Below are 26,526 nucleotides of genomic sequence, written 5' to 3' on the forward strand. Positions count from 1 at the left end.
GAGATTTGTAGCGACTGTTTTATAATCTTTTGGATTAATAGCCATTCCGGGTGTCCTTTTGGGTGTCCTCTTCTTATCAAAGATTATAAACCAAAAGGAATTAAAATAAAATTAAGATGCCCTATTTTAGGGACTTTAAACGCTTATATAAAGCTTAAGGAATGTTAGGTGGCGAGATTCCGCCTCCAGCCACCACCTCTTTGAAAATCCCCTGTTTTTAACACCCTAATCCGTTTTTACTTCCTCACAACACAACATAAACTTTATGCCGTAAAATGGCCTCGCGAAAAGAGCGTAGCAGGAACCACAGCGCCGCCAATGCAGGCTTTGGCGCTTTTTTTCAAATCCGCATAACACCATGTAATGGCCTCTTCATCCACGGTGTCTCCCTCGCGCACGTGCACCATCAACATCGCTGCACTCACGCTAATAAGCGCAAATTTTCGCTCCTGTTCATGGCGGTCTTTGGCTAAAATATACCCTTTTTCGCGGTCTTCTTTAGAGTAAAAACTTTGCGCGTCAAAGCCAAACTTAGCCACCACGTTTTGCACCTCTTCAACAGCGGCTTCAAACGTGCCCTCCACGCGCCAGCCCAAGAAAAAATCATCCCCGCCAATGTGCCCAGGTAAGGCGTCAAACCCGAGCCTATTGGAGGTTTTTTTAATGATGTCTGCCAAGAGTTTAATCACGCGGTCGCCGTTGCGAAATCCGTAGTGGTCATTAAAGGGTTTAAAATTATCCAAATCAAAATAGACAAGTGCCCAAGTGCCTGGCTTAATGAGCGCTGTGCTGATGTATTCACTAATGGCACGATTGCCAAGCAATCCTGTCAGCGGGCTTTGATCGCGGGCATTGAGGAGGTTTTTTTCATTCACCACATCCAAAAGCACTTTCGCACTCAAATACCCCACATAAACACCATTTTGCGCCACAAGCACCCCTTCACTCCCCTCATTGTGAGCATAGATGCGCAAAATCTTTTCCAAGGGGTCGTTTAGCTCCACGCTGGGGCAAGGGGAGATGAGGTTTTTGATGCACCCTTTAGTTTGATTATGGAGCAACGCCCATCCAAAAGGCGAGTAGGTGTACTCTTTTAAACTCTCTTCCAAAATCACCCCGCGCGGCGCCATGTCATCACCCACCACAGGAAGCAAGCGCGCTTTTTTGTGTTTGGTAAAAAACTCCTGCATGGCATGCAAGCTGTCACTTTCTTTGACATAGTCTAGCCGCTCCATTTTTCCCTCAATTCCATTGCTCATCAGCGCATCACGTTTTTCTTTTTCGTACAAGGCTTCCACCTCCCCATAGCGCCGCAACAGCCGTTCGATTTTCTTGCTCGGCTTGGCGACAAAGTAGCCTTGAATTAAACTACACCCAAGGTTTCTACATGTAAGGAAATCTTCGCGGGTTTCTACCCCTTCTGCAATGACACCAATCCCCAAATTTTGAGCAATCTCAATAATACTTTGCACAAACAACCGACGCTTAGAACTGCTGGCTATGCCATCCACAAAAAAACGATCAATCTTAATAAAATCTGGCTCAGCACTGTAAAGCGTCTGGAGACCCGAGTACCCTACACCAAAATCATCTATGGCCATGCGGTAACCTTGCTGTTTATAAATATTCATGGTCAAGTGGTCAATATTTACAAAAGAACGGTCTAGGTGCTTTTCGGAGAGTTCAAAACAGATAGCCTCTTTGCTAAGCCCGCACGCTTCTAGTAAGGGCGCGGTCATACCCGATTTAAATCCTGGCATAACCGTCGTGCGGTTGTCGAGGTTATAAAAAAGTTTAATTTCATGATAAAAGGGGATTTGCATAAATTTTTTAAAAACAATGAGGCGTAATTCTATTTCAAGTTCAAATAAAATACGCTCGTTGTACGCCGCATCAAAAAGCGCATCAATACTCTCAAAGCCCGCTTCTTGGACGTTGCGAATAAGCGCTTCCACCGCGTAAACATGCCCACTGTACGCATTGACAATGGGCTGAAACGCATAATCCACAACCTCTAAAAGCTTGCGCCATTTTTTATCAAAATTCATGCTGCCAACCCGTTTTTTGGTACATCTTACCTCAAAACGGTGACAGGCTGATTACATCCAATCGGCGCGGGTTTCCTCCGTGTCAAGGGTGCGCCCTTTAAGGCAATAAAGCGCCCAATAATACTCCACAAACTCCCGCACGGCTGTGGCTTTGGGCACAAACACACCCGTCTCATCAAGTGCCACATAGCGGTTTAAAAACTCTCCCGCCAAACGTTTGGCAACATAATGCTCACCCAAACTTTGATAGCACGCTTGGTACCAACGTTTCGCCGCTTCGTAGTGTTCCATCCTTACATGTAAAGCTCCATCAAAGTGCAACACACCACTTTCAAAAAGCCCGTGCAAGTGCATTAATCCTTCGCAATAATACGGCTGCACCTCAGGAGTTTTCATCCACCCAATGAGCCCCACTGAACGCTTGATGGTGTCCCGCAACAAAGGTGCCCGTAAGGCCTCTTCGTCTTCTTCAAAAAAAGCAACGAGTCCCCCAAGGGTGGCTTTAAACTCTTCGATGTTTTTAAACATCCCATCTCCGTTCATGACCGCCTCGGTCGTCTCATCCATCCACAGCACATGGCCAAATTCGTGCCCGATGGTACTCACTTCATACACCCGGTGCCACAAGGCTTCTTGGCGAAACAGCACCGTGCGCTCTTCGTGCATAAACGCTTTGCCAAGCACGTCACGCTGGATTTCCAAAAACGGCTTAGCACGCGCACTATCTAACACGTTATCCGCAAAAGCAAAAATCTTTTTCCCTAAAGCTTGGCTCACGGCCTCATCATTGGGCACCACTTGGGCCGAAAACAGCCCACTAAGCTCTGCTCCATAAAACAACGCAGGCCGTCCCAAATACAACTGCACTCGCTCTAAATTGGCCAGACTTTTTTCGTAAATGCCCTGCGTTTTGGGATTTAAAAAAGGGGCAAAAGCACGTGCGTACATCCCTTTTACTGAGGCTTTTACCTTGACCTCGCGCAAGGCTTTGGGATTACACAAACGCACATCCCACTCCAGTGCCACGGCTTTTTTGTAGTGGTCTTCGTAGTACTCCAAAGGGTGTCCCACTTGCAACGGCGTTGTGATGTCCATCCACGCGCGGTCCACATTTCGCCATAGAGGAATGAGGCGTGCGTTGTCTGTTTCCGTAAAAGCAAGGCGCAAGGCTTCAAAATAGGTAAGCCACGCCTCTTTTTGATCAAACAAAGTATCTTCCAGTCCCTCAAGGTCCTCAATCAACGCCTCTAGCGCCACGGCCACGCACGCGACCTCTTCAGGAAAAGCTTTAGCATACGCGAGGCTTTTATAACCGCCCTCCCCATCTTCTGCTAGTACTGAGTAAGAGCGGTCGGCATCTTCTTTACCATCTTTTTCCAACAACCCTTTTTGAGCCAACATTGCCACCACCGCACCTGTGGTGCCGTAGCGCTTTTTAAGGCGCTCGTTCACCCCTTCGATAATCACACGTGTCCATGTGGGTTGCCACGCACTTAGCGCCACCCCAACCTCATGCACGCCCCGCAACAAACGGCGGTAAAAAGGGTCAAGTAGCTGGTTTTCTTCCACAAAAAGCAGTGTTGCTTCGTGGCGTGCGTGGTAAATCTCCCGCACAGCGTCATACATCGCGTGTTTTGTGCGTGTGATTTCTTCACTTTTGCCCTCTTGTGCCAGCGCTTGCACTAAGCTCTCATCCCGAAGGCCCACCACCCTGCCTAGTACCGCGACGATATTTTCTGTCCTTGGTTCTAATCCTGCAATTTCGAGCAACCGAGCGCACAACGCTTTGTCTTCATCGCTTCCACCACCTTCTGCTACGGCATACAATTGCCCCAAGCGTTGGTGTTCTTTTGTGATGTACATGTAAAGGGTTTCTAAATCTTTTTCGTAGTGTTTCACATCCCGTCCTTTTTAATAATCTCGCTATAATAACGCACTACACTAAATGGGTCAAGGAAACGACGTGGAAGAGACCAATACCGCCATCAATGCCTACATCACACGCGCGTTGCTTGAAGCAAGCCTAGCCCTCACCAAAGAAGAAAAACGCTCCATTTGTCTGGTTAAGCTCTCCATGAATATCGACTTAGAGGATGCTTTTTCCTTTAAAAATGCCCTTGCATTTCTCCACACCCAAACCGCCATGAGCCCTTTGATTCATCAAGGAGACGGGGTATTTTTGATTATGCTACATGAGACAAAAATTCACTACGCCAAAACACTCCTAAGCAACATCAAGCGCGATATTCACACACGGTATCCAGCACTGATTGATGCTATTGGCATCACACTTTTGGATGCAGAAGATTCGGTAGGAAGTGTACTAAAGCGTGTGGATGCGCATTACGCTTTGTCTAGAATCTCGACCCAAAAAAAAGTTTTTTGCGGCACAAAAGCCTTTAACTATTATGAAAACAAACATGGCCAAGAGGCGCTTATTCCTATCTTTAGAACCCATCCAACCCTTAAACTTTATAATCTTTATAAAGGGCTTCCTGTCTCTGAAAATGCCACAATTATTGCCTATAGTGAGGGAAAATTGATTATAGAAGTAGAAAAAGCAAAACTTCCTTTTTACCAAAATGAATCTTTTACGCACCTGCAACATGACCTTATCCCTAATGCCTTACGCGCGACTATTGCCAAGGTAGACACCAAAGCCTCTTTGCTTGTGCTTAATCGTCTAGAGTTTTTAGAAACTTCCGCATTGGAGCGAAGCGGGGTGCGTGTAGAGCCTGAACGCAAAATCTATGCGAGCGCGTTACACGCCCAAAAAAGGGTGTGCGAAGGGGAACTCGGGGCCATCTCAGAAGGTTCTATTGTTATTAAAACAACACAAGCACAAATCGGACGCCTTTTGCAAGCGGGGGTTGGCAATGATTTTCTAGAAGTGACGCTTCAGCTTCCCACACAAAAAAACCTCATTACGACCATCAAAACCAAAGCTTCTGTCTTTAACGTCATTGATGAGAAAATCATCCTTACTCTTCATCTCTCTCCTGTTGCAAAAACAAAAGTACGCAGCTACCTTGCTATGCAAACAGAATCCCTAATCAGCGGATTTAAAAAGACCCTCAAAAAAGGCTAAAAATCTTCAAATTCGCTGTCAATTTCCTTGGGTGAGACTTTTTCGATTAGCTCCTCCACAGAAGTTAGCAGCGCCTCTTTTTGCTCACCGTCTAAATGCTCATTAAGCAGTTCCAGCACAAACCGCACGCCATTGGCGTTAACTTTTTTAAAACTCACAAGGTAGTGCACAAAGGCAATCAGACGCAAATCATTGATGGAGTAGAGTTTTTTGCCATGCTCATGCACAGGTAGAAGCCCTTTCTCTTCATACATGCGCAACGTGCGCAGTTTTGCGCTAAGCATTTGCGCCACACTGCTCAAAGGTATAATCGGTTTATCCGAATCAATTAACGCCATCTTGTCTCTCCTTTAATACTGCTCATCCAACCCAGTAGCTGTTGAAACTCCCCTGAAAGGGAGGATGCGAATTGTTTTTGGCAAAGAAGTCGGAGGAGGCAGATTTGGATTTTGCAAAACGGATGCCGTATTATGCTCTACCTTGATCGTCTCTTCTTTAATTATTTCTTCTTTAATTATTTCTTCTTGGGCGATTTCTTCTGCTTCTTGGGTGGCAATGGCTTGTGTCTGCTCTTCCACCAAAGGCTCCATGGGAAGTGCTTCATCCTTTACATGTAAAGGTTCGGAAGAGAAGGTTTCTTCGTGGGTTTTAAGTTCGACTTCACTGCTTGGTGCTACGTATTCTACACCCAGAGACTTTTCACGTTTTGCGTGTGGGGAAAATAACGCCGTATGGGTATAGTACCACACAGCACCCATTCCCACCACCATCACCAAAGAGGCCACCAATGCTTTATGCTTACCGCCACTTTTGCGGCGCGCTTCGTGCAAAAGCTGGTCAAAATCATCCGTGTTTAGCTCTGAAGCAAGAACGCGCGCTCGGATAGCCGCCATACGCAAAAGCACCAAAGAGGGTTTTAGGAACTCTTTTTTTTGGTGGGTTTGGGCATAATCGAGCAATAAAAATAGGTGGTAAAAACATTTTTTAAAATTGCGAAAATTTCCTCTGCTGTAACGCCACGCCTCCTCCATAAGGCGTTTTCCCAGCAAAGCTTCCACGTTAAAAAAGCCAACAGATTGTAACTCTTTGGCAAGATAAGGGACGCATTCGCTAGGTTGCAAATCCCCCAAATAAATCACCTGATGGGGGCGTGAGTGAAAATGGGCCAAGGAGAGCATCTCTTCTCCTTCGCGTTGGTGCATTGCAATCAAAAAATAAAACACCTTGCTATCACTTAAAATCCTCACAAATTCTCGCAATTGGGCACTCATAAGCTGAGCCTCATCGAGCATAATGAGATGGTCTACCCCTGTGTATGCCTCAACCGCCTGAAGGCGCAAAGCCTCTACATCATGAGATGTGGCGGTAATGCCTGCACAAGAAAGAAGCCGTTGGAGCAATTGGGCAGGGCTTAGAAAAGGGTTTTCAATCAGCACGCACAAGCGTTTTTTTTCGTACAGGCGCTTTAGGTGATGAAGCATAAAGCTCTTCCCGCTTCCAGGCTCGCCCAGTAAAAACATCATCTGGGGAAAGGTTGTCTCAAGGAGGGTTTGCACGCGCCTTAGGGCATAAATGCCGCTTTGTGCTTCAAAATAATTTCCTTCTTTGGTATTTTCTTCAAGCACTCTTGCCGCACTTAACCATTGAGACATTCCCACCCCCTTTCTTTACATGTAAAGATTACCCACTAAAATGGCATGATTGTAACATGTTTTAATTGAAAACCCCTGCAATTAAAACGTTAATTGCGACTATGTTTTTGGTCATACATTGCTCGGTCCGCATGCCGATAAAGCTCCATGCGCGTTTTTCCGTGAAGAGGATAAAAAGCAACACCTGCAGAGCACGAAATCTTAAGTGAATGTCCCGATAAAACAAAGGGTTTTTCTATGGCTTTTTCAATTTTTTGGGCCACAAGCAGGGCATCTTCTGGTCGCGCAGCCAAAGGCAACAACACCACATACTCATCTCCGCCTACCCTAGCTACTGTGTCTGATTCGCGTAACAACGCTTTAATGCGTTTTGCCACAGCCACCAAAAGTGCATCGCCCACTTCGTGCCCATAGGTATCATTAATGGGCTTAAAGCGGTTCAAATCTACAAAAATAACCCCAAAAGAGTCTCCCGTACGCCTTGAAAGCCGTAGCGTATCGTCCAAGCGCTCATCCAAAAGCCAACGGTTAGGAAGGCCGGTGAGTTGGTCATATTGAGCCATATGGCGCATGAAAGCTTCTTTTTTTACACGCTCGGTAATGTCCACAAGAAAATTAAGGGCTGCAGGCTCTCCCTTCCACATGATACGCGCACCACTAATCTCTACCCATATGGTTTCTTGTTGCTTGGTGATAAAACGCACAGGATACCGCTGTTCTACCTCTTCTCCTGCGATGCGTCTATGGTGGTTTTGGGCGGCACGCCCTTTGTCTTCTGGATGCAAATAGGTGTGGATTGACATATTTTCAACTTCTTCTTTAGTGTAGCCCACAAGCTCCAAAAAAGAGGGGTTGCAATACATCACTTTTTCACTCTGGGTTACTACCACACCCTCCCTAGCCCCTTCAATCAATACACGGTAGCCCTCTTGGCTTTCACGCAGTGCGGCTTCGATTTTACGCTGTTCTTCTAGTTGTTGGGCGAGTCTGGCATTGGTGCGTCGTTGCACCCCTAGCCACAACAAGCCAAAGCCAAACACCACGCCAAAACCCACAAGCACCCTAAAAACCAACCCGTAATCTGGCTTCCCTTCCACTATAATAGCCACATGTTTATTGGCAATTTCGCGCACTTCTTGAGGTTTTAAGGTGCTAATGCCTTGATTTAGTGTCTCTTTTAGTGCCGCGTGGTCTTTGCGCAAACCAATGCGAAATTGATTGGTGTATTGGGGCACTTCACCTGCTACCTTAAGGTTGAACCACCCCTCTTTTTTGATGGTATAAACAGCCAACATTAAAGAACGTAGCGTCATGTCCGCCTCGCCAGAAGCCACAAGGGCAAAAGCTTCTTTTTCGGATGTTGCAGGAATGATGACAAGATGGGGGAAATCTTGACGTACCCGTTCTTCGATGCTTGTTCCCGAAGGAAGAGCTATGCGCAAATCCCAAAACTCCGAAAGGTTAGAAATATACTCGTGGGATTCGCGCGTAATGATGACATTGGGGTCAGTAAAATAGGGTTCTGTAAAAACCAACCACTCCTCCCGTGCAGGGGTTTGGTTTAAAAATGCCAAAGCATCACATTTTCCTTCCTTAGAAAAGGCAATGCTCTCTTCCCAATCTTTCGTGGGAACAATAGTGTAAACCACCCCAGCACGCTTGGCCACCAAGGCAAACAAATCTGCACCAATTCCCACAAACTCCCCGCCTGAACTCAATGTTTCATAGGGTGTCCAATCAGGGTCCACACACACGCGCAAGGGCTCTTTAGCATAAAGTGTGTTAGAAAAGAGCGTTAGAAAGAGCGCTAGCCACGCCTTTTTCATGGGCCGCCTTTGGGGAGAATTTCCCTATTGTAGCACCATTTTCATAAAGGAAAATGCTTTTAGACCCCTTGCCCCATGTAGCGTTCTTTTTTGGCCTGCTTAATTTTTGCTATCTCCACCACAATAAACCCGTCCAAACAATCCCCAAATTGGGTGTCTACATTAAAGCCAACAAATTGACACCCGCCTTCTTCACACAGCTCACTGTACTGTTTATACAAGGTTGGCACACTCAAATCCATGGCTTGAAGCTGGCGTTTTAAACGCCCAAAATCTTCTCTATAGTCTTTACATGTAAAGCATTTTTGTACGGTTTCTTTTTCATCGCGCTTCAATAAAAAAGGGGTTCTAGGGCGTACGTATTCTTTAAATGGAGGGAAATAAAAACTGTAAAAAAAGACCATCATCTCTTGGGCTATTCGTGGGTAAGTTTTACTCAAACTCACCGGACCAAACATGTACTTGACCTCCGGATGCGCACGCAAATACGCCCCTACTCCTTGCCATAAATAATCCAAGGCTCGCGAGCCCCAGTAGCGCGGTTGCACAAAACTACGCCCCAACTCTATGCCCTCTTTGACGATGGGCTCAAAGGCGGGCATATATTCAAACAATGTATTGGCATAAAATCCTTTAAATCCTTGCTCCATGAGCTTCGTCCCCTCGCCGATGCGGTACGCCCCTGCTACCTCCAGCTCCTCTTCGTCCCACAAAATAATATGCCGGTATTTCAAATCAAAAGTATCAATATCACGCTTATCTCCTGTGCCTTCTTCTACCTTGCGAAAGGTCATCTCTCGCAAACGGCCCACTTCGCGCATCAACGCAGATTCTACAAAAGCATCAAAAAGATAAATCTGTTTTCCGTCATTTGTCACCCCTAGAAGTTGTGCTTTTTTAAGCTCTTTGCGCAAGCGTGCACGCTCTTCAGGATGGGCAATGCACGATTCGGTTTTAAACACGCCCCGCTTCCCTTTGCCCACACTGTAAAGGTGTTTTTTAAGGAGCTGAAGGGTTTGCTTGTCATCAATGGGGTTTTCTTTGAGAACTTTATGGGGTATCTTTTCTCCTACCCGAAACCCCACAGTGCCGCCGCGCTTGGTAAACATTTCATGGGGCAACAAGAGTGCTGCCAACGGTTTGCTAAGCATTGAAATAGTGTAAAAAAGAGAGGAGTTGCGAGCTTTGATAAACACAGGCACGATAGGAGATTGGGTTTTTTTCGCAATCTTCAAAAACCCTTTTTGCCACTTGGTGTCTTTTACACCCGTAGGACGCGCCCGCGAAACCTCCCCCGAGGGAAAGATAATCAGCACATTTTCCTCTTCCAAAGCCCCATAAAGTGCCTTAATGTGCTCTTTTGTGGAGCGCGCCCCCAAAACATCCACAGGAATGAGCAAAGAAGCCAACTGGTCAACGTGTGAAAGCAACTCATTAGCCACAATCTTCACATCGGGTCGCACCTCTCGCACCAACATCAAAAGAGAGAGTGCGTCTAGTGCCCCCAGAGGGTGGTTGGCAATGAGCACCACGCGTCCCGAAGCAGGGATATTGAGTTTTTCCTTATTAGACACAGTGTAAGAGACATTAAAATACTCCAACACCGCCTCGATAAAATCAAACCCCTCCAAGTGCCCAATGCGCTCCAATTGACGGTTTACTTCGTCTTGGTGAAATAGTTTCTTAAGCCCATAGATGATAGGCTTTAGCATCCATTTAGGCAGGGATTTTACCCGTGAAGACTGGGCGTTGATTAACGCATTAACATCTAGCATGCAGACCGCCTTATTAGCAAAATTGGAGCATTATAACGGTGAGCCATTACAAAGCGATAACCCTTTTTTGGGGCTGTAACCACCCTGTAATCTTTTTTCTTTATCATTTGGGCTTTATCACGCCATAAGGACAACCCATGCTACCTAAACACGACCAGAAACTCCAAGAAATTAGAAACTTACTAACAGACCTTGGCCAAGACCTTGTTACTGCCGCTGAAAAAGCCCTGCACGGTCTTCAAACGGGCGACACCTCGCGTTTTGAAGCAGCGCGCTTGATGCTCAAAAACAGTGGCACCAAAGGCAACCACATCGACAATCAAATCGTCACCTCTTTGGCTCTTTTTGGCGCAGAAGCGACAGATTTACGTGAATTAGTCGCCTACCTGAAAGCTACCAATGAAATGGTGCGCATTAGCGAAAACATCAAAGCCTTCTCAAAGCGCATTCACCCACTCATGGAAAATGGCGCATGTTTTCCTAGCTGCCAAGAATACGGCGCGCACCTATGTAAAAGTGCCACAGTGGCTATTACGGTTGCCATGAAAGCTTTTGAAACCAACAACAAAGACGAAGTGGAGGCTATCTACCGCAAGGTACAAGTGGAGGAGAGCAAGACGGATGATTTGTATGCTATTTTAGAAAAAAACATTCTCTCAGAACTGAGCAAACTCAACGAATTCAACACCAACCACATTCAAATTCTCAGCACCATGCGCAAGCTTGAGCGCATTGCTGATCGCGCCGTAAACATCTCAAAACTTTTAATGTTTGCTAAAGTTGGCGGAGAACTGGACGTTTACTAACATGGGCGCAACCGTTTTAATCATTGAAGATGAGGCAGATTTATTGGAGCTTATGGAATACCATTTTCAAAAAGCTGGCTTTGAAGTGGCGGGGTTTCTCTCCACTAAAAACGTAGAAAAATTTTTGGAAGAAGAGCAAGTAGATGCCATGGTGGTTGATCGCAACCTTCCAGGGGCTGAGGGGAGTGAATTTGTCCAAAAGCTCCGTCAAAAAGGCATCAATGCGCCCGTGATTTTCGTCACAGCCAAAGACACTGACGCCAATGTTGAGGAAGGTTTTTTGCGCGGAGGGGATGATTATCTGACTAAGCCTTTCAACATGAATGAGCTTATTTTGCGCGTACATGCCATACTAAGACGCACCCAAACAGCACCCCTTAGCACCCTTTCTCACCGTGACATTACCCTTAACCTTGAAACCAGAGAAGTGTTTGTTGGCAAAGAGGAGATTGAGCTCACCAAATTAGAATTTGATCTCCTGCATGCACTCATGTCTCACAAAAACAGCGTATTAAACCGTGAATTTCTTTTGGAAAAAGTGTGGGAAGAAGAGGCATACTACCAAGACAAAACCGTCAATGTAGCCATCAATCGCCTCAAAAAAAAGATTGATCCAACCAAAGAGAAAAATTATATCAAGTCCATCTGGGGCGTAGGATACACCTTGTGCTAACCCTCCATCAGCACTTCAACACGCGGCTTGTGGGGCTTTTTTTTGGAGGAATCATTCTCGCAACACTAGTAAGTTATTTTACCCTCAAAGAGATTCAACTGCGTGAATTTGAAAAAACCCTCAAATCCCACATCAACCTCATTGAGCTTCAACTTCCTTTCTCTTCCCACGAAGAGACCCTTGATGCCTTTGCCGATGCCATCAAAAGAGGTATCGGCAAACGGGTTACCCTTATCGGGCTAGATGGCACCGTATTAGCCGAAACGGACCGCAAAGACATCAACACCATGGATAACCACCGCTACCGACCCGAAGTCATTCAAGCACTCAGAGAGCCTTTTGGCGTAAACTTGCGTCATTCTGATTCGGTCAATAACGATTTTTTATACGTGGCAAAAACAGTCAACTACCGCGGCACACCTCTTGTGGTACGTCTTGGCATGAGCACACAAGAGATTCGCGAAAACTTTTTGTCTCTTTGGCTGCAAACTGCTGTTATCTTTTTGGGAGTTTTGGCTTTGGGGGTTTTGGTCTCTTATTTTATTCATCGGCGTATCAAAAATGAGCTAAGAAAGCTTGGCAATGGCCTCGAAGCCATTGCCAATAAAGAGTACAAAACCCACATCAACGCGGGTTTTGCCAAGGAGTTTGAAGAGATTGCCAATCGCGTGCATTTACTTGCTTTCAAACTCTCAAAACGCGACAAGCAAAAACGCAAACACACCGCCAAACTTCGGCTCTTGAGCAAACAGCGTAGTGACATCATCGCCGCAGTTGGGCATGAATTTAAAAACCCTATCGCCTCCATCATCGGTTACGCTCAAACCCTTTTGGAAGATGCGAGCATGAACCAAGAAATCAGAGAACGCTTCTTGGGGAAAATCGTCTCAAATGGCCAAAAAATAAACGCGATGATCAACCGCCTCTCATTGGCAACCAAGCTTGAAAACGGGGACTTAACCCCTACGCCAACGGCTTTTGACCTCTCAAAGCTTACCAAAGAAGTGGTTGCAAGCTTTGAAGAGCGCTATCCTAAACGCACTTTTGTCACCCACCTTGACACCTCATTTGTAACAGCTGATGCCACCATGGTTGAAATGGTGCTTAACAACCTTTTAGATAATGCTCTAAAATATTCTGAGGATAAAATTTACGTAGAAGTTGTAGACAAAACCTGTCATGTTCGCGACGAGGGCGAGGGCATTCCTCCTGAAGAAATTCCCAACATTACCAAAAAGTTTTACCGCACTAACCGCTACTCGTGGGACAACTCCATGGGCCTTGGCCTCTCTTTGGTCCACTACATTCTCAAGCTTCACGAAAGCGAACTTGCCATCCAAAGCACCTTAGGCGAGGGTTCGACCTTCTCCTTTACCCTGAAGTAGTGGTATAATCCCCAAAAACAAGGAGTACCATGTACGGAATGGGCGAACCCCGCATTAAGATTGTCGCCATGCCAAAAGACACCAATCCCTCAGGCAATATCTTTGGCGGGTGGATTATGGCACAAATTGACATCGCAGGCGCTTTGGCCACGAGAGAGCTTGGGGCGGAGCGGGTTGTTACAGTTGCGGTAAATTCCATGACCTTCAAAGAACCTGTACATGTAGGGGATGTGCTGTGTTGTTATGCAAAGGTTATCAAAGCAGGCACCACTTCGGTTCAAACGCGGGTTGAAGTGGTCGCAGAGCGTGCCAGCGAAAACGGCCAAACCTGCGTGCATGTCACTAGCGCAGTAATTACCTATGTAAGTGTCGATAAAGAGGGAAACAAAAGACCTTTACATGTAAGCCAAAAGCAGCGGGAAGCCTTAGACTTGGACTACCCGCTAGACACTTCTGTGTTTAATAAAGGTTATGGGATTTAACCTAAAAACTCCCGCTTAAAGTACTCTTGACCCACGCGGCACAACGGACAGGTTGCGGGGGCTTTTTTGCCTCGGTGGACATGTCCACACACTTCACACACCCACACGTCGTCTTCTTCGCTTTCAAAAAATCCTTCTTCATCAAGCATTTTTCGAAGCTCCAAATACTCACGCTCGTGCTCCACTTCTACTTTTCCAATGGCTCTAAAAAGACGCGCTACGGCGCTGTGCCCTTCTTCTTTGGCAATGGCTTCAAAATCAGGGTACATGGTCTCATGCTCATAACGCTCGCCATCAGCTGCGTAAAGTAAGTTTTTAGCAGTCGTATCAAGCTCAAACCCATGCAGCATTTTGTTGGCTTCTTTATACTCTGCTCTGGCGTGCCACATCTCATTGGCGGCAGCCTCTCTAAAATGCACAGCGATGCGGTGCAAGCCTTCTTCTTCTGCCATGTCGGCAAATAAATCGTACTTGTTGCGTGCCATGGATTCGCCCGCAAAGGCTTTCATGAGGTTGACAGCGGTTAGATTAGTGGTCACACACGCCATGGCTTCGTTACAACAGGTGAGCTTTCCACCGCCTACAGCTTGGACCTCTACTTCATTGCCGCATTTGTTGCATTTGTAGGTTTCGTATTGTCGCATTAACACTCCTTAAAAATAAGATAGGGTATTGTAACGCAAACAAAAGTACGAAACGCTTACATGTAAAGAAAGGCATGACATAAGCATTTGCACGCAATGAAGATTAGTCCAAATCAACCATCAGGGAAGTTTCTTTAGCAATGAGTTGCATGTTGCGCATCACGCGTCCATAGTAGGGATGATTTACATTTCCCCCATTATAGCGGCTTACAGTACGAAAATAATCGTGCTTTGTGTAATCACTTAACCACACTAAAAACTGTACCGCAACCTCAATATTAAAATGGTCATCACCTAAGAGTTTGTTGACAAGTTTTACATCACTCATGGCTTTAATTTCTTGCAAATCTAACTTTTGGGCAACAAAACGGGCGGTTTCAAGGCGTACTTGCATGACGCCTAAAGAGGCTTGGAAGATATTGGGGTCTTTGCCAATATCACCAATTTTAAACACACCTGCACTGGTTTCAGTCAGACAGATGGCCATGGCCGTTTTGGCAAAGGTTTCTCCGGTTTTGTCGGGGTAGCGTAGGGCAATTTCTTTAACGAGGGCTAGCGTATTGATTTGTTCAGGTTTAAACACACTCGCATGCAGTGCCGAAGCGGCAAAAATCAGTATCCCTACCCACCACACAAACCGTTTTATCAGGTAGTGCATGGGTAATCCTTTATAAAAAGGATGGATTATACCTAATTTAAAATTAATATATAGTTAACAATGGGCTTTAATTGATTTATTTGCTCACAAGCAATACATTTTGAAACATATAATGCGTAAAATAGAGAACAAAGAGGGGTTGCAAAAAAAGCCCTACAAAAGGAATGAGTGATAAAGCAAAACAAACAAGACTAATCGCCAATGTAGAAGAACGGTGGGTTGCTTTAAAAACCTCATAACCCGAAGCATCCAACAATGCACTGCCCACATCAAGCATTAAAATTCGATAAAAAAGGTAAAAAAACGGTACATGTAAAGCCGCAATATTCACAAATGGAAAAGCCAACAAAACAAGCGAAAGAGCCAATAGGCCTAAAAATTTTCCAAAAATTCCAATACTCTCTTTGATAACAACAGCCACAGGCAATCCTTGAGGCAAGGAGAGAGTTGGGTAATGGCGCTTTTGAACCAAACGCACTAACCAAGGGGTAAAAAACCCTATCACAATAAGGGCAATAATTACTGACAAAAGAAGGGCCAAAACCCCACCAAGGAGGTAAAAAAGCGTGATAACCACCCATTGGACGATACTATAGGCCAAAAACACTTCAAGCCAGCCTGGTAAGGCTTGGGCAGCTAGCGGTTCGCCCGCTTCAAGGGCTTGGAGAGCATCCCAAAGGTGTGTTCCGCCAAATCCAATGGCAACCCTAGCAACACCAAGGGCGTCAAAAGCGCCACAAAAGAAGCTCCCAGTACAGAAGGGCTCGTATAATCACGCAAAGCGCGGACTAAAAGCATTACGCTCCCAAGGCTTTATACTGTTGGGAAAGTGCGTTATAAAGAGCGTCAATGGTGGGCATAGGCTCCCCCAATAATTCAAGCATGACAACATTGTCTTCTTTGCCGTTCCAGATTTTTTGGTAACTGCCTTCCTTGTAGCCGTTGTCTTGGCGAAAACGGTTAAGAACATTTTTAGCCACATAGTAACGGTAAAGGGTTCCAAGATTAATGCCACATTTCAAGGCTACGTCAAAGTACCGACGCAACAAGCCATCAAACAATTCCAATTCATAGCCCGTGCATCCGTGAATCAAAGATTCAATATCATTAATAAGCTCTAAATCATCAAATCCATTAGGATCGTAAGCTTCTTTGCAAAAATCCCTAAAGCCTTGCGTGTTGGCCACATCTTCGACCAACTGGTCTACGCCACCTTTGTTTTCATTATAATAGTGCTCTAACAATAAACTCATCACAAAATGCCAAATATCTACCACCTCAACCCGCACATTTTCCCAGTCTGTGGGTTTGGCGATGTGTTTCCAGTGTTTCCACGCAAAACTATCAATGAGTTCAGCACACTCCATGTGAATACAACGCTTCCAACTGATAAATTTGCCTTGATTAGTATAGCCGCTCTCCCAACCTTCACCGTTGGTGCCATCATTGAGGGTTTGTTGAAGAGTAAACATCTCTTTTAAAATTTCACGGGGTGTCATGCTTGTCCTTTGCAAACCGTGCCAAATGTGCCACCAGTTTCGTGACAGCTATTCCCCCGGCAAAAATGCCAATCAGGGTTAATACAACCTTCATAACACTCCACGCTAGGGCCACGGCTTTCCTTTTCAAGGGCGCATTATACCACACCCTTAGTAACCAAGTAGACTCAGGCGTACAAAGAGAAGGATTCTAGCTGGTCAAGCATCTTTTCAAAAAGCGTTTGGGCAGTCTCGAGGGCTTTTTGTTGCGCGCCCATGCTCCCTAGAGTTTTATCAAACGTCTCAAGCAGCCCTTGGGCGATGGCGTTTTTGTGGTTTGCGTCCTTGGGCGTGGGCAACTCTTGGCGGAAATCAAAAGCGGTGTTAAGAATGTCTCGCGGGGTAGGGATGCCACTTTGTTCAACGTTTTTGAGGTACTCTTGAATGCGCGGTTGCAAAGCTTCTAGGGCTTGTGCAATCTCTTTTTGGTCTTGGGCGTCAATGCCGTTTCCCTCATAAGAAAATTTGTATCCATAGGCATGGGAAAGGGTCAATTCGCGTGTTTGAACATTTCCTTCTTTAGAGGCACTGTAGTGCATGGATTTATTGTCATACATGTTCAACGACAACGTATCTCCAGAACGGGTTTTGATGGTAAAATCAAGGCTATTATACGCCCCTTGCATGGTATCGATTTGCATGATTAATCCTTTGAGGGTATATCGGTACAATGCGTTACATGTAAAGAGGGTAATGTGATAAAATAGACTTTTTATGATTAGGTATTAAAAATATTTTGAGCCACCGCAGGAGTTTTTATGTGCTGTTTGGGTGTACGTTTACTTGTTTTGTTTGGCCTTACGGGTGTGAGTTTTTTGCTTAACTGGGCAGTTCCTACGGTTCCTGTGCTGGGGTGGTATGCTTTGCAAGCAACCGTGTTTGCCTTTATGCTGATGGGAGTTGATGCTTACGCGGCACGGCACGAAAGAAAACGCACACCAGAAACCTTGCTTTACTACGTGGCGGGGATTGGCGGATTTTTAGGCACGTGGCTGGGAGTCATTGTGCTCAAACATAAACGCGCCAAAAAGGTTTTTGTGGGAATTTTAACAGGGATTAGCTTCTTGTGGATTGTGGTGATTTGGTGGGTTGCAACCCACCAAGAAGCGATTTTTTCCTTTTTAGGCGTCAATCTTTGAAAGGTCAAGTTTGAGTGCTTCATTATCCATCACACCGATACCCTGCTTAAGGACTTTTGTCGCAATGGTTTTAGCGTCTTCCAAAGAGTGCATCGCGCAAGTCCCGCACTGGTAAAGATTAAGCTCAGGAATGTCCTCTTGAGTCTTTACATGTAATACATCGTTCATGGATGCTTCCCAAGCTTTGACCACCGCGTCTTCTTTGGGGCTACCAATAACGCTCATGTAAAATCCCGTGCGACATCCCATCGGCGAAAGGTCGATGATTTCGGTTTGGGCGGAGTTGAGGTGGTTACGCATAAAACCTGCAAAAAGGTGCTCTAATGTGTGAATTCCCTCACCACTCATGATGTCGTGATTGGGCTTGCAAAAACGCAAATCATACACCGTGATGGTGTCGCCGCTTGGGGTTTTCATGCTTTTAGCAAGGCGCACAGCAGGGGCTGGCATTTTGACGTGATCAACGGTAAAGCTGTCTAAAAGTGGCATAGGTTTTTCCTTTGGTGCTTTTTATTTTGGCCATTGTAACACAAAATTACGCCACACCAAACCGTTGCAATGCATCCCGAAGGCCTTTGGATGTTTGGGCAATCTCTGAGGCAATTTTCGCAACCTTCTCCCCCTCGGTTTCGTTGCCACTTGAAAGGGCCACAATCCCCGTCATGGTATCTATAAAGGCTTTTGTTTTTTGGGCGTTGGTTTCGTTGATTTCCACCACTTTGGAAGAGACTGTGATGGCGCTTTCGAGCTGGGAAGCACTTTGCAAACCAAACCGCACCAACTCTTCGGCTTTTTGAGCGATGCTTGCAAGCTCGTTATTGATAGCTCCTACTTCTTGGGTGTTGGTGTGAATGCCTTGAAGCATTAGCATCATAATAGCATCTATCTCACCCAAGGAATCCCGTGTGCGTTCGGCCAGTTTGCGCACCTCATCAGCCACAACGGCAAACCCGCGCCCGTGTTCGCCCGCACGCGCGGCTTCTATGGCGGCATTAAGTGCCAAAAGATTGGTCTGGTCGGCAATGTCGGCGATGATGCCAAGCACTCCTTTGGTTTGCTCGGTTTGACTGGAGAGGTGGTGCATTTTGTCACTGATGCTGTTTTGGTGTTCACTGCTGAGGTTTACTGTTTTGCCGACCTCTTGCAAGTGTTCTACAAACTCCTGCATCACTTCTTGGTTGCTTTGCAAGGAGCGTTTTGTCTCTTTTGCCAAGCCAATCGCCTCATCCAAGTCACCCCCAATAGCGCCTGCCATGCCACCAAGATTATCAATTTCTTGTTTTTGGGCGTGAATGGTTTCCACTAGTTGTGCCGAGGAGCTACGCAGCTCTTTGGAAGATTCACGGGTTTGAACCGAGGCATGAAGGGCAGTGGATAAAACGGCTTTAATGGTACCAAACACCTCATGCAACGAACGGGAAATAAAATCTGTCTCATCTTTGGAATCTGGGTGAAATACCAAAGGCTGAGACAAGTCCACCCTCTCTCCCGCCACCACCTCTTTGAGGTAGCGCGTTAGGCGAGAAACATCTTTGGAAAAAAGCCGCATAAGCCATGCTTGAAACGCGAGCAAAAAGGCTAAAATTCCAAAAGCAAGCATCCCGAAAAAAAGAATTTCCTTGCCTTTTTCTTCCATGCGCTTACGCGAAACTTCCAAGGCTTGCACATCTTTTTCATTTTCTAAAAGCGAAGCATTAACCCCTTCGATACCCTGTCCTACTTCTTGCATTTGGGTCAAGAGTGTTGTGTTGAACCCAAGGGCTATGTTGATTACTGTTCCTGTAATGTCGCTAATGCTTTTTTGAATATCTGTTGCGTTAAGGGGACTTGGGTCGTTTTCAAAAGCAATCGCTTGCATTTTTAGCTGACTGGCAATGCCCTCAATAAACTTATGTTTTGCCGTAGATGTCTGCTCCCACGCTTGGAGCTCTTTAGCAAGACGTTCCATTTTTCGCGCTTCTCTGGGGCGAAAGGTCAACAATGATATTTCACGGCCTATCTGGCGTAGCAATGCAATGTCTTCATAGCTTTTACCCAACTCCAAAGCACCTTGATTCATGGAAGAAAAATTATCTAGCGTCGTGGTATTGGTCTGCAAAATAGCATCAATATTATTTTTAAGAGTTTGAGATTGTTTGGTTTGCGCTTGCTGGTAGAGAGAAACTTCTTGAAAGTAGGAATAAAAAAGCACACCCGCAAACGTAAACGTAATGCCAACAACAAAAGAGGTGGCTAAAAAACTGTGCGCGAAAGAGATGCGCTTAACAAGAGGCAACGAACGAGACATGGCGTCTCTCCTTTTGGGGAAAATAAATGCCCAAAATAGTACAAAAGTTTCATTGCCAAACAGTTACATGTAAAGACTATTTTCTACAGCAAAACTCCTCACTAAGACCAAAAACCTTGCAGTATTCGCTGTATACACACCCTACACTTCGCTTAGCGCACACTAAAGGAATGCCACGTTTTTTGGCTTCGGTTTTGATTTTTTTCATGGTGTTGTGATTAAGAAACGAGGTAAGCATCACCACGCATCCTGTGTCGCAAGGGATGGATTTGCGGTTAACACGATTTTCGTTACGCGCATCCCAATGGGTTACAGAGCTTGCGCCCAACTCTTCCAAAACCGATTTAATGGGACGAATCTCATCTGCCCCGACAACCAAAATCTGCATTGCAACCCCTTTTTTATTGATAATGGTTATTATATTCACAGTAAGCTGAAAGAATGCTTGGCCCTTAAGTTTTCACTGGGTATGATTGACATATAAAATACCACGGAGATTTCATGACACGCTTATTTCCTTTTCTTGCTATGTTTGCCCTTGGGTACTTGTTTATCCAAAGTGAACATTTTTTAAAAATTAGCGCAGGTGTGGCTATTTTTCTTTTTGGCATGCTTTCTTTGGAAAACGGATTTAAGGCTTTCTCGGGTGGGCTTTTAGAAAGCGTTTTAAAACGTTCCACCGACAAACTCTCTAAAAGTGTTGGGTTTGGCATTGTCGCTACAACACTCATGCAATCAAGCTCTTTGGTCTCGGTGCTTACCATCTCTTTTTTAAGCGCAGGACTCATTACACTGGGAGCGGGGATTGGGATTATCTTTGGGGCAAATTTAGGCACCACCACAGGCGCTTGGCTCGTGGCGGGATTTGGCCTCAAAGTGGACATCGGCGCTTATGCTATGCCTATGCTTGTCTTTGGCATGCTACTCATCTTTCGCAAAAACAACTCTTTGCGGGGACTTGGGTATGTGCTCAGTGGGCTTGGATTTTTGTTTTTAGGCATCCATTACATGAAAGAAGGCTTTGAGGCCTTCAAAGAGACTCTTGACCTCTCCCAATACGCCATGAATGGATTTAAGGGTGTCTTTTTCTATACCTTCATTGGCATCATAGCAACGTTGGTAATGCAATCTTCCCATGCCACCTTGGTGCTCATCATCACCGCCCTAGCCGCAGGCCAAATCAGCTACGAAAACGCCCTTGCCCTTGCCATTGGCTCAAATGTGGGCACAACTGTCACGGCTATTCTTGGCTCCTTAGGCGCAAACTTAGAGGGCAGAAAACTGGCTGTTGCCCATTTGATTTTTAATCTTCTTACAGGCATATTGGCCATAACATTTATTTACCAACTGGTTGACATCGTTGAGTTTGGTGCCGCTTTTCTTGGTATTGAAGCGCAAGACTACACTCTTAAGCTTGCCCTTTTTCACACTCTTTTTAACCTTATTGGCATTGTCGCCTTGCTCCCTTTTACCCAAAAAATGGTTTGGCTTTTAAACACATTCATCAAAGAAAAGCCCCAAACCTTAGTGCGCGTGGATGACGCCCTTTATCTCAATGAGGCCGCCTTAGAATTTCCAAACGCCGCCAAAGAAGTTCTTTTTAAAGAGACCAAACACCTCTACATCAACGGCCAAAGCCTCATTGCATATGCTTTAAGCGTAAGGCCTGGTGACATTACCTCAGGTATCGCTCCTGATGAGATTATTTTACAACGCTCTCGCCCCATGCCCAAAGACATGGAGAGCTTGTACGAGCGTAAATTCAAACCCGTTTACAGCAAAATTATCGCCTTTGCCGTGCGTGCGCAAACCAACGCAAACGAGGCTGACACGGAAGCTATCATGGAGATTCGGCGCGCCTCATTGCGCCTAGCTGAAGCTATTAAAGACGCCAAACACCTTCAATCCAACATGCTACGTTATGTTGGCTCTTCTAACACGTACATTGCCGAAGAGTACAATTTTATTCGCGCCAACCTCATTAAACAGTTGCGCCACATTAATCTGCTTCTTAACACCGAAGAGGAAGAAATGCTTACCCTGCTTTTTGGTAAAATCGAGCGAGAGAGTAAGGCGTTTGATGCAGTCTCAGGCCGCTCTTTAGACAAGCTCATCCGCGAGCAAAAAATCACCAACACCATGGCCACTTCCTTGATGAATGACACAGCCTATGCTAGTGCCATCGCAGCCAATCTCACCACCATGGCTAAAATTTTATTCACCAACCACGCCCTGTACGAACACACTAGTGAAGTCATCACGCTTAGTGAAGATGACGTTGCGTAAACACACAAAAGGAAAATGAATGGGAAAACGTAAATTTATTGAACGCGTTCAAGAACTGTTTGGACTTATTGAGCCTGAAACTTCTAGTAAAAAAGAGGCTATTTTGGATTTATTACACAAGCTAAAAGCTAAACGCGCTGAACTCAAAATACAACTCAAGCTAGCCAAAAAACCTACAGAAATCGAAGATTTGAAAGAATCTATCGATGTGCTCAAAAAGCAGATTAAAAAAGGTGAAAAACTCTTAGAAACCTAAAGGGTTGATGCGTCTCAATGCCAAGCATACCCCAACATGCTATACTGCGCTAAATTTTTCAAAGGATAGAACATGGAAATCAATGGTATTCAAGTATGTAACGTCTGTGGCCGCCCAAGCGACCAAGATCCCTCAGCAGTGTTTATTCAAGCCAACAAAGGGGGCGAACTTGTACACATCTGTACGCCCTGCATCCCTCATGTCATTCATGGCAGTGGCGAAGTGGTCAAATCCAACGAAGCCATGAGCGCACAACTTAACCGCTAAGCACATCAAAAGCGATAGGCGCAGCCAGAGGGTGCGGCTCTTTTGTAAAGAGTGTCATCTCTCCGGCTTGCGTTTGCACCAGCACTACGTAATAAAACCCGTGAAACACACACTCTTTTACCTCGCCACTTAAAGCCCCTTTTGGGTTTACATGTATATCCGCAGGCCGAAACATTTTCTCTTTTCCGTCTTCTTCATAGACATTGATTTTGCCTAAAAACTGGGCGCATAGTTTGGACTTGGGGTGCTTGTACAAGGTTTCTATCTCACCGACTTGCAAGATTTCTCCTTGGGCCATGAGCGCGACTCGGTCACTCATGTGAAACGCATCTTCGCGGTCATGGGTAACAAAGATAGAAGTGATACCAAAAGCCTTAATCATCTGCTTTAATTCATCGCGCAAACTCGCACGCAATTCACTGTCCACACTACTAAAAGGTTCATCCAAAAGCAACAGTTTTGGATGACGAATAAGCGCGCGACATAGGGCTACGCGCTGTTGCTGTCCCCCACTTATCTCATGAGGAAAGCGCTCTTTGATGGCACTGATGCCTGTTTTTTCAAGCAATGCCCCCAGACGTGTTTTACCCTCTTTTTCATACCCAAAAAGAATGTTTTGTGCTACACTCATGTGCGGAAAAAGCGCATAATTTTGAAATACAATGGCAAGCTCGCGCTCTTTGGTTTCGAGGTTCACGCCCTTGCCAAAAAGGGTTTTCCCGCCCAAAATAATCTCCCCGCTACAAGGCGTTTCAAAGCCACAAATCATCCGCAACAAAGAGCTTTTGCCACAGCCACTTTTACCCATAAGGGTAAAAATTTCCCCTTCACTGACTTCCAAGTTAATGGATTTTGCCACACAAACAGACCCGTCGCAAAAGGTTTTTTCCAACTGCTTTACATGTAAAAGACTCATCTAAATATCCTCAAATTTAACAACAACACCGCCACTGTTGTCATAGAAATTAACACCAGCGAGGGCAACCCAAGGGCGGGAAGCATCTCATTGCTTGCCAGTTCGTAAATGCGCGTGGCAAGGGTATCAAAATTAAAAGGGCGCAACAACAACGTCGCAGGAAGCTCTTTGCTAACATCAATAAATACAATCAAAAACCCGCTCATGAACGCTCCCTTGACCATCGGAAAACTCACACGCCACATGCGCGCAAACTCACCCTTGGCATAGAGCTTGCTGGCTTCTTGGAGTTCTGTTGTTATCTTACTAAACCCGCTATTAAGCGCTCCTACTCCTGCGGGGTAAAAACGCACCACGTAAGCAAATATGAGCACAAAAAACGTGCCACCAAGCCAATACTGCCCTAGTGCTTTATCTATGCTGCTAAACAACAACAGTGCCCCGATCCCTACAACCGCGCCGGGGATAGAGTATCCCAAAAGAGAAACACGGTAAGCAATTTTAGCAAGAGCCGTGCGGTAAGCCACCGTAAAAAACAGCACCACAAATGCACACACCATAATCACAAAGGCGCTACCAAGGTTAATGGAGAGGGTGCCAAACGTGTAGCCTCCCAAATCCAAACTACCACTGCGCGGGTCCAAAATAGCCCAATACCCAAGCACTGCCACAGGAACAACAAACGCGCACGTAAACAACAAAGCGCAAAAGGCAAAAGCGCCTAACGCCTTAAGGCCTTTGAGGCGTTGTTTTTGGAGGGGTTTGGCGCTAAAGCCTCCCGTGGCATAACGCATGCGGGCCTTGGCTTTGGATTCTAGAAGCAAAAGGGTAAAGACAAACACCATCAGCACAAGGGCGATTTTGATGGCGCCTTGCAAGTCTGCATAACCAAACCACTGTTTGAAAATCCCTACACTAAAGGTCTCCACCCCAAAATACAACACCGTGCCATAATCGCTGATAACCTCCATAGAAGTTAAAAACAAGCCGATGAAAAGCGCAGGGTACACCAGCGGCAAATAGGCTCTAAAAAAGGCCCGCACAGGGCCAATGCCTTGGAGTTTTACCACCTCATCCACTGAACTAGAAAGCCCCAAAAATGCCGCGCGCGCCACGATAAACACATACGGGTACATGGAAAGGCCAAAAATGACAATGGCTCCCCAAAGAGTAAGGATACTAAAATGGCCCGTGATACCTGTGAGCTGAGCGAGCAAGCCTGCGTATTCAAAGATGCCATTATAAGCGTACCCGACCACGTAGCTAGGAATCGCCAAAGGCAGAGCCAAAGAGAGGGAAAAAAATCGACTTCCTACAAACTCAAACCTCGCCACAAGGTATGCACTTAGCCCTCCAAACACAAAGACGAGCGCGCCCACGCCTAAGACCAACAAAAGCGTGCTTTTTGCGTATGTGGCCAAGTTTAAGTTTGAAAATGCCTCCAGCGAAACTCCCTCCAAGAGAGCGTAAGCCAGAAGAAAAAGGATGGGGAGAGAGAGAATTGCCCCAAAAATTGGGGCAATGAAGGGCTTAAGCCGATTTACTTCCATTGGGCTTCTTGGGCAATTTTTACAGATTTAACGCCGTTTTCACCAACAGCACTTAGGGGCAAGGTGTCCTCTTTGAACGTACCCCATGCTTTAACAACAGGACTGATTTCAACTGCAGAATTAACGGGGTATTCAAAGTTGGCATGGGCAAAGTTTTTTTGCGCTTCTGGGCTTACCAAAAACTCTAAAAGCTTCATGGCATTTTCTTTGTTTTTGGCAGATTTAGTCACCCCTGCGCCACTGATATTAACGTGCGTGCCACGGTCGTTTTGGTTCGGGAAGAAAATGCCTACTTTTTGCGCCACTTCACGATCAGCAGGATCGCTTGATGTGACAAAACGTCCTACATAGTAGGTATTTGCTACCGCCACATCGGCTTCGCCACTAGCAGCGGCTCGGATTTGGTCGCGGTCATTGCCTTTAGGTGCGCGTGCCATGTTGGCGACAACACCTTTGGCCCATGCCAAAGCGCCCGCTTCGCCATGATGGGCAATCATCGCCCCAATGAGTGATTTGTTATACGCATTGGCGGAAGTGCGCATAGCAATTTTATAAGGAAAGTTTGCATCCCCAAGAGCCTCGAATGTAGAAAGAGTAGCAGGGTCTACTTTTTCTTTGTTGTACATAATGACACGCGCGCGCTTGGTGAGGCCGTACCACTGGCCATCTGTATCGCGCAAATGTTCTGGGATGATTTCATTAAGGGTTTTAGAGGAAACACTTTGGAGCACGCCTGCGGCTTTAGCGTCGTATAGGTTGCCTACATCCGAAGTAATAAACACATCTGCTGGAGAATTGTCGCCTTCGATTTTTAGGCGGGCTAACAACTCTTCTGCCTTGGCATGCACAACGTTTACTTTGATACCTGTTTGGGTTTCAAAGGTTTTATAAAGCTCTCTGTCTGTGTCGTAATGGCGGTGCGAGTAAAGGTTTACTTCTCCAGCGGCCATCAAAGCGCTTGCGCCAACAAGCAAGGCACTTGCCAAATATTTTACAGATTTCATAAAACTCCTTGGAAAATTTTTCGTCAATTATAACGCGAAATACTTAATTGATAATTAATTTCATTATAAGGAGAATTTTTTTGCACTTGCTCTGTGTTTACATGTAAGGGAGAGGGCCCTTACATGTAATGCTACTAAATAGTCTCTATGCGCACAGGTAACGCCTGTCTGGCATTGGAGCCAATCACGAAATCAGAAAGTGTGGCTAATTCTCTAGAGCTATCCATAATCCCCAATTTATTAATG

The 26,526-nt window shown here is 45.7% G+C and carries 27 protein-coding genes; 9 read left to right on the forward strand and 18 right to left on the reverse strand.

Annotated features, from left to right (window positions below; all coding sequences use genetic code 11):
• Positions 1-263: 263 nt before the first annotated feature.
• Positions 264-2,048, reverse strand: coding sequence for an EAL domain-containing protein (locus tag JWV37_RS00140; RefSeq protein WP_205457618.1), 1,785 nt, complete (start codon positions 2,046-2,048; stop codon positions 264-266).
• A gap of 51 nt (positions 2,049-2,099) precedes the next feature.
• Positions 2,100-3,947, reverse strand: coding sequence for an invasion protein CiaB (gene ciaB / locus JWV37_RS00145; RefSeq protein WP_369407626.1), 1,848 nt, complete (start codon positions 3,945-3,947; stop codon positions 2,100-2,102).
• A 46-nt stretch (positions 3,948-3,993) separates the two neighbouring features.
• Between ciaB and JWV37_RS00150 the strand changes: the two genes are divergently transcribed.
• Positions 3,994-5,136: a hypothetical protein gene (locus tag JWV37_RS00150; RefSeq protein ID WP_205457619.1), complete on the forward strand. Its 1,143-nt coding sequence runs from the start codon at positions 3,994-3,996 to the stop codon at positions 5,134-5,136.
• Here the strand turns inward: JWV37_RS00150 and JWV37_RS00155 are convergent.
• The 4 genes from JWV37_RS00155 to olsF all read right to left on the reverse strand — a co-directional run bounded on the left by JWV37_RS00155 (position 5,133) and on the right by olsF (position 10,389).
• The gene (locus JWV37_RS00155) at positions 5,133-5,474 is read right to left on the reverse strand and encodes a MerR family transcriptional regulator (protein WP_205457620.1); all 342 of its coding nucleotides are present in this window, start codon (positions 5,472-5,474) and stop codon (positions 5,133-5,135) included. The genes JWV37_RS00150 and JWV37_RS00155 overlap by 4 nt on opposite strands.
• Before the next feature lie 12 nt (positions 5,475-5,486).
• The gene (locus JWV37_RS00160) at positions 5,487-6,788 is read right to left on the reverse strand and encodes an ATP-binding protein (protein ID WP_205457621.1); all 1,302 of its coding nucleotides are present in this window, start codon (positions 6,786-6,788) and stop codon (positions 5,487-5,489) included.
• Positions 6,789-6,877: 89 nt separating this feature from the next.
• Positions 6,878-8,614, reverse strand: a complete 1,737-nt coding sequence (locus JWV37_RS00165) for a diguanylate cyclase domain-containing protein (RefSeq protein WP_205457622.1) — start codon at positions 8,612-8,614, stop codon at positions 6,878-6,880.
• Positions 8,615-8,673: 59 nt separating this feature from the next.
• On the reverse strand, positions 8,674-10,389 hold the full coding sequence (gene olsF / locus JWV37_RS00170) for a bifunctional ornithine lipid synthase OlsF (RefSeq protein WP_205457623.1): 1,716 nt from the start codon (positions 10,387-10,389) through the stop codon (positions 8,674-8,676).
• Positions 10,390-10,526: 137 nt separating this feature from the next.
• Between olsF and JWV37_RS00175 the strand changes: the two genes are divergently transcribed.
• From JWV37_RS00175 to JWV37_RS00190, 4 genes are read left to right on the forward strand one after another with little or no spacing between them, the layout of a single operon-like run.
• Positions 10,527-11,195 carry a phosphate signaling complex PhoU family protein gene (locus JWV37_RS00175; protein WP_205457624.1) on the forward strand — a complete coding sequence of 223 codons (669 nt, stop codon included), beginning with the start codon at positions 10,527-10,529 and terminating at the stop codon, positions 11,193-11,195.
• 1 nt (position 11,196) lies between these two features.
• On the forward strand, positions 11,197-11,868 hold the full coding sequence (locus JWV37_RS00180) for a response regulator transcription factor (RefSeq protein ID WP_205457625.1): 672 nt from the start codon (positions 11,197-11,199) through the stop codon (positions 11,866-11,868).
• On the forward strand, positions 11,862-13,253 hold the full coding sequence (locus JWV37_RS00185) for a sensor histidine kinase (protein ID WP_205457626.1): 1,392 nt from the start codon (positions 11,862-11,864) through the stop codon (positions 13,251-13,253). The genes JWV37_RS00180 and JWV37_RS00185 overlap by 7 nt, the downstream gene beginning before the upstream one ends.
• Before the next feature lie 29 nt (positions 13,254-13,282).
• Positions 13,283-13,735 carry an acyl-CoA thioesterase gene (locus tag JWV37_RS00190; protein WP_205457627.1) on the forward strand — a complete coding sequence of 151 codons (453 nt, stop codon included), beginning with the start codon at positions 13,283-13,285 and terminating at the stop codon, positions 13,733-13,735.
• Here JWV37_RS00190 and JWV37_RS00195 read toward each other — a convergent pair.
• The 6 genes from JWV37_RS00195 to JWV37_RS00220 form a co-directional block, all read right to left on the reverse strand.
• Positions 13,732-14,379 (reverse strand): ferritin family protein, encoded by a 648-nt coding sequence (locus JWV37_RS00195; protein WP_205457628.1) that lies wholly within the window; start codon positions 14,377-14,379, stop codon positions 13,732-13,734. The genes JWV37_RS00190 and JWV37_RS00195 overlap by 4 nt on opposite strands.
• A gap of 103 nt (positions 14,380-14,482) precedes the next feature.
• Positions 14,483-15,037 (reverse strand): lysozyme family protein, encoded by a 555-nt coding sequence (locus JWV37_RS12965; RefSeq protein WP_240331926.1) that lies wholly within the window; start codon positions 15,035-15,037, stop codon positions 14,483-14,485.
• A 76-nt stretch (positions 15,038-15,113) separates the two neighbouring features.
• Positions 15,114-15,737, reverse strand: coding sequence for an EI24 domain-containing protein (locus JWV37_RS00205; protein ID WP_205457795.1), 624 nt, complete (start codon positions 15,735-15,737; stop codon positions 15,114-15,116).
• A complete protein-coding gene (locus JWV37_RS00210; RefSeq protein WP_205457629.1) occupies positions 15,674-15,835 on the reverse strand; it encodes a hypothetical protein in 162 nt (53 codons plus the stop codon). Before JWV37_RS00210 ends, JWV37_RS00205 begins: the two co-directional genes overlap by 64 nt.
• Positions 15,835-16,536: a dUTPase gene (gene dut, locus JWV37_RS00215; protein WP_205457630.1), complete on the reverse strand. Its 702-nt coding sequence runs from the start codon at positions 16,534-16,536 to the stop codon at positions 15,835-15,837. The genes JWV37_RS00210 and dut overlap by 1 nt, the downstream gene beginning before the upstream one ends.
• 167 nt (positions 16,537-16,703) lie before the next feature.
• A complete protein-coding gene (locus JWV37_RS00220; protein ID WP_205457631.1) occupies positions 16,704-17,216 on the reverse strand; it encodes an ATP/GTP-binding protein in 513 nt (170 codons plus the stop codon).
• Positions 17,217-17,333: 117 nt separating this feature from the next.
• Between JWV37_RS00220 and JWV37_RS00225 the strand changes: the two genes are divergently transcribed.
• Positions 17,334-17,714 (forward strand): DUF1294 domain-containing protein, encoded by a 381-nt coding sequence (locus JWV37_RS00225; protein ID WP_205457632.1) that lies wholly within the window; start codon positions 17,334-17,336, stop codon positions 17,712-17,714.
• Here JWV37_RS00225 and luxS read toward each other — a convergent pair.
• The 3 genes from luxS to JWV37_RS00240 form a co-directional block, all read right to left on the reverse strand.
• Positions 17,697-18,203 (reverse strand): S-ribosylhomocysteine lyase, encoded by a 507-nt coding sequence (luxS, locus tag JWV37_RS00230; protein WP_205457633.1) that lies wholly within the window; start codon positions 18,201-18,203, stop codon positions 17,697-17,699. The two genes, JWV37_RS00225 and luxS, sit on opposite strands and share 18 nt — an antisense overlap.
• A 46-nt stretch (positions 18,204-18,249) precedes the next feature.
• Positions 18,250-20,001, reverse strand: coding sequence for a methyl-accepting chemotaxis protein (locus JWV37_RS12970; RefSeq protein WP_205457634.1), 1,752 nt, complete (start codon positions 19,999-20,001; stop codon positions 18,250-18,252).
• A gap of 76 nt (positions 20,002-20,077) precedes the next feature.
• A complete protein-coding gene (locus JWV37_RS00240) occupies positions 20,078-20,389 on the reverse strand; it encodes a DUF2325 domain-containing protein (RefSeq protein ID WP_205457635.1) in 312 nt (103 codons plus the stop codon).
• A 113-nt stretch (positions 20,390-20,502) separates the two neighbouring features.
• Here JWV37_RS00240 and JWV37_RS00245 point away from each other — a divergent pair, with 113 nt between their 5' ends.
• From JWV37_RS00245 to JWV37_RS00255, 3 genes are all read left to right on the forward strand, one after another.
• A complete protein-coding gene (locus JWV37_RS00245) occupies positions 20,503-22,287 on the forward strand; it encodes a Na/Pi cotransporter family protein (RefSeq protein WP_205457636.1) in 1,785 nt (594 codons plus the stop codon).
• Between the two features lie 19 nt (positions 22,288-22,306).
• On the forward strand, positions 22,307-22,543 hold the full coding sequence (locus tag JWV37_RS00250) for a hypothetical protein (protein ID WP_205457637.1): 237 nt from the start codon (positions 22,307-22,309) through the stop codon (positions 22,541-22,543).
• Positions 22,544-22,615: 72 nt separating this feature from the next.
• On the forward strand, positions 22,616-22,810 hold the full coding sequence (locus JWV37_RS00255; RefSeq protein ID WP_205457638.1) for a hypothetical protein: 195 nt from the start codon (positions 22,616-22,618) through the stop codon (positions 22,808-22,810).
• On the opposite strand, the gene JWV37_RS00260 is transcribed toward JWV37_RS00255, so the two are convergent.
• The 3 genes from JWV37_RS00260 to JWV37_RS00270 are packed head-to-tail and all read right to left on the reverse strand — an operon-like array spanning position 22,800 to position 26,280.
• Positions 22,800-23,726 carry an ABC transporter ATP-binding protein gene (locus tag JWV37_RS00260; protein WP_205457639.1) on the reverse strand — a complete coding sequence of 309 codons (927 nt, stop codon included), beginning with the start codon at positions 23,724-23,726 and terminating at the stop codon, positions 22,800-22,802. The genes JWV37_RS00255 and JWV37_RS00260 overlap by 11 nt on opposite strands.
• Complete coding sequence (locus tag JWV37_RS00265; protein ID WP_205457640.1) at positions 23,723-25,276, reverse strand: ABC transporter permease; 1,554 nt, start codon at positions 25,274-25,276, stop codon at positions 23,723-23,725. Before JWV37_RS00265 ends, JWV37_RS00260 begins: the two co-directional genes overlap by 4 nt.
• Entirely contained in the window at positions 25,267-26,280 is a 1,014-nt protein-coding gene (locus JWV37_RS00270) for a Fe(3+) ABC transporter substrate-binding protein (RefSeq protein ID WP_205457641.1), read from the reverse strand. Before JWV37_RS00270 ends, JWV37_RS00265 begins: the two co-directional genes overlap by 10 nt.
• Positions 26,281-26,526: the final 246 nt, after the last annotated feature.

Source organism: Sulfurospirillum tamanense, assembly GCF_016937535.1.
Lineage (GTDB): Bacteria > Campylobacterota > Campylobacteria > Campylobacterales > Campylobacteraceae > Sulfurospirillum_B > Sulfurospirillum_B tamanense.

Coding starts and splice junctions, on each gene's coding strand:
- JWV37_RS00140 (WP_205457618.1), bottom strand. CDS start 2,048: ATGAATTTTGATAAAAAATGGCGCAAGCTTTTAGAGGTTGTGGATTAT.
- JWV37_RS00150 (WP_205457619.1), top strand. CDS start 3,994: ATGGGTCAAGGAAACGACGTGGAAGAGACCAATACCGCCATCAATGCC.
- JWV37_RS00155 (WP_205457620.1), bottom strand. CDS start 5,474: ATGGCGTTAATTGATTCGGATAAACCGATTATACCTTTGAGCAGTGTG.
- JWV37_RS00160 (WP_205457621.1), bottom strand. CDS start 6,788: ATGTCTCAATGGTTAAGTGCGGCAAGAGTGCTTGAAGAAAATACCAAA.
- JWV37_RS00165 (WP_205457622.1), bottom strand. CDS start 8,614: ATGAAAAAGGCGTGGCTAGCGCTCTTTCTAACGCTCTTTTCTAACACA.
- olsF (WP_205457623.1), bottom strand. CDS start 10,389: ATGCTAGATGTTAATGCGTTAATCAACGCCCAGTCTTCACGGGTAAAA.
- JWV37_RS00175 (WP_205457624.1), top strand. CDS start 10,527: ATGCTACCTAAACACGACCAGAAACTCCAAGAAATTAGAAACTTACTA.
- JWV37_RS00180 (WP_205457625.1), top strand. CDS start 11,197: ATGGGCGCAACCGTTTTAATCATTGAAGATGAGGCAGATTTATTGGAG.
- JWV37_RS00190 (WP_205457627.1), top strand. CDS start 13,283: ATGTACGGAATGGGCGAACCCCGCATTAAGATTGTCGCCATGCCAAAA.
- JWV37_RS00195 (WP_205457628.1), bottom strand. CDS start 14,379: ATGCGACAATACGAAACCTACAAATGCAACAAATGCGGCAATGAAGTA.
- JWV37_RS12965 (WP_240331926.1), bottom strand. CDS start 15,037: ATGCACTACCTGATAAAACGGTTTGTGTGGTGGGTAGGGATACTGATT.
- JWV37_RS00210 (WP_205457629.1), bottom strand. CDS start 15,835: ATGCTTTTAGTCCGCGCTTTGCGTGATTATACGAGCCCTTCTGTACTG.
- dut (WP_205457630.1), bottom strand. CDS start 16,536: ATGACACCCCGTGAAATTTTAAAAGAGATGTTTACTCTTCAACAAACC.
- JWV37_RS00220 (WP_205457631.1), bottom strand. CDS start 17,216: ATGCAAATCGATACCATGCAAGGGGCGTATAATAGCCTTGATTTTACC.
- JWV37_RS00225 (WP_205457632.1), top strand. CDS start 17,334: ATGTGCTGTTTGGGTGTACGTTTACTTGTTTTGTTTGGCCTTACGGGT.
- luxS (WP_205457633.1), bottom strand. CDS start 18,203: ATGCCACTTTTAGACAGCTTTACCGTTGATCACGTCAAAATGCCAGCC.
- JWV37_RS12970 (WP_205457634.1), bottom strand. CDS start 20,001: ATGTCTCGTTCGTTGCCTCTTGTTAAGCGCATCTCTTTCGCGCACAGT.
- JWV37_RS00240 (WP_205457635.1), bottom strand. CDS start 20,389: ATGCAGATTTTGGTTGTCGGGGCAGATGAGATTCGTCCCATTAAATCG.
- JWV37_RS00245 (WP_205457636.1), top strand. CDS start 20,503: ATGACACGCTTATTTCCTTTTCTTGCTATGTTTGCCCTTGGGTACTTG.
- JWV37_RS00250 (WP_205457637.1), top strand. CDS start 22,307: ATGGGAAAACGTAAATTTATTGAACGCGTTCAAGAACTGTTTGGACTT.
- JWV37_RS00255 (WP_205457638.1), top strand. CDS start 22,616: ATGGAAATCAATGGTATTCAAGTATGTAACGTCTGTGGCCGCCCAAGC.
- JWV37_RS00260 (WP_205457639.1), bottom strand. CDS start 23,726: ATGAGTCTTTTACATGTAAAGCAGTTGGAAAAAACCTTTTGCGACGGG.
- JWV37_RS00265 (WP_205457640.1), bottom strand. CDS start 25,276: ATGGAAGTAAATCGGCTTAAGCCCTTCATTGCCCCAATTTTTGGGGCA.
- JWV37_RS00270 (WP_205457641.1), bottom strand. CDS start 26,280: ATGAAATCTGTAAAATATTTGGCAAGTGCCTTGCTTGTTGGCGCAAGC.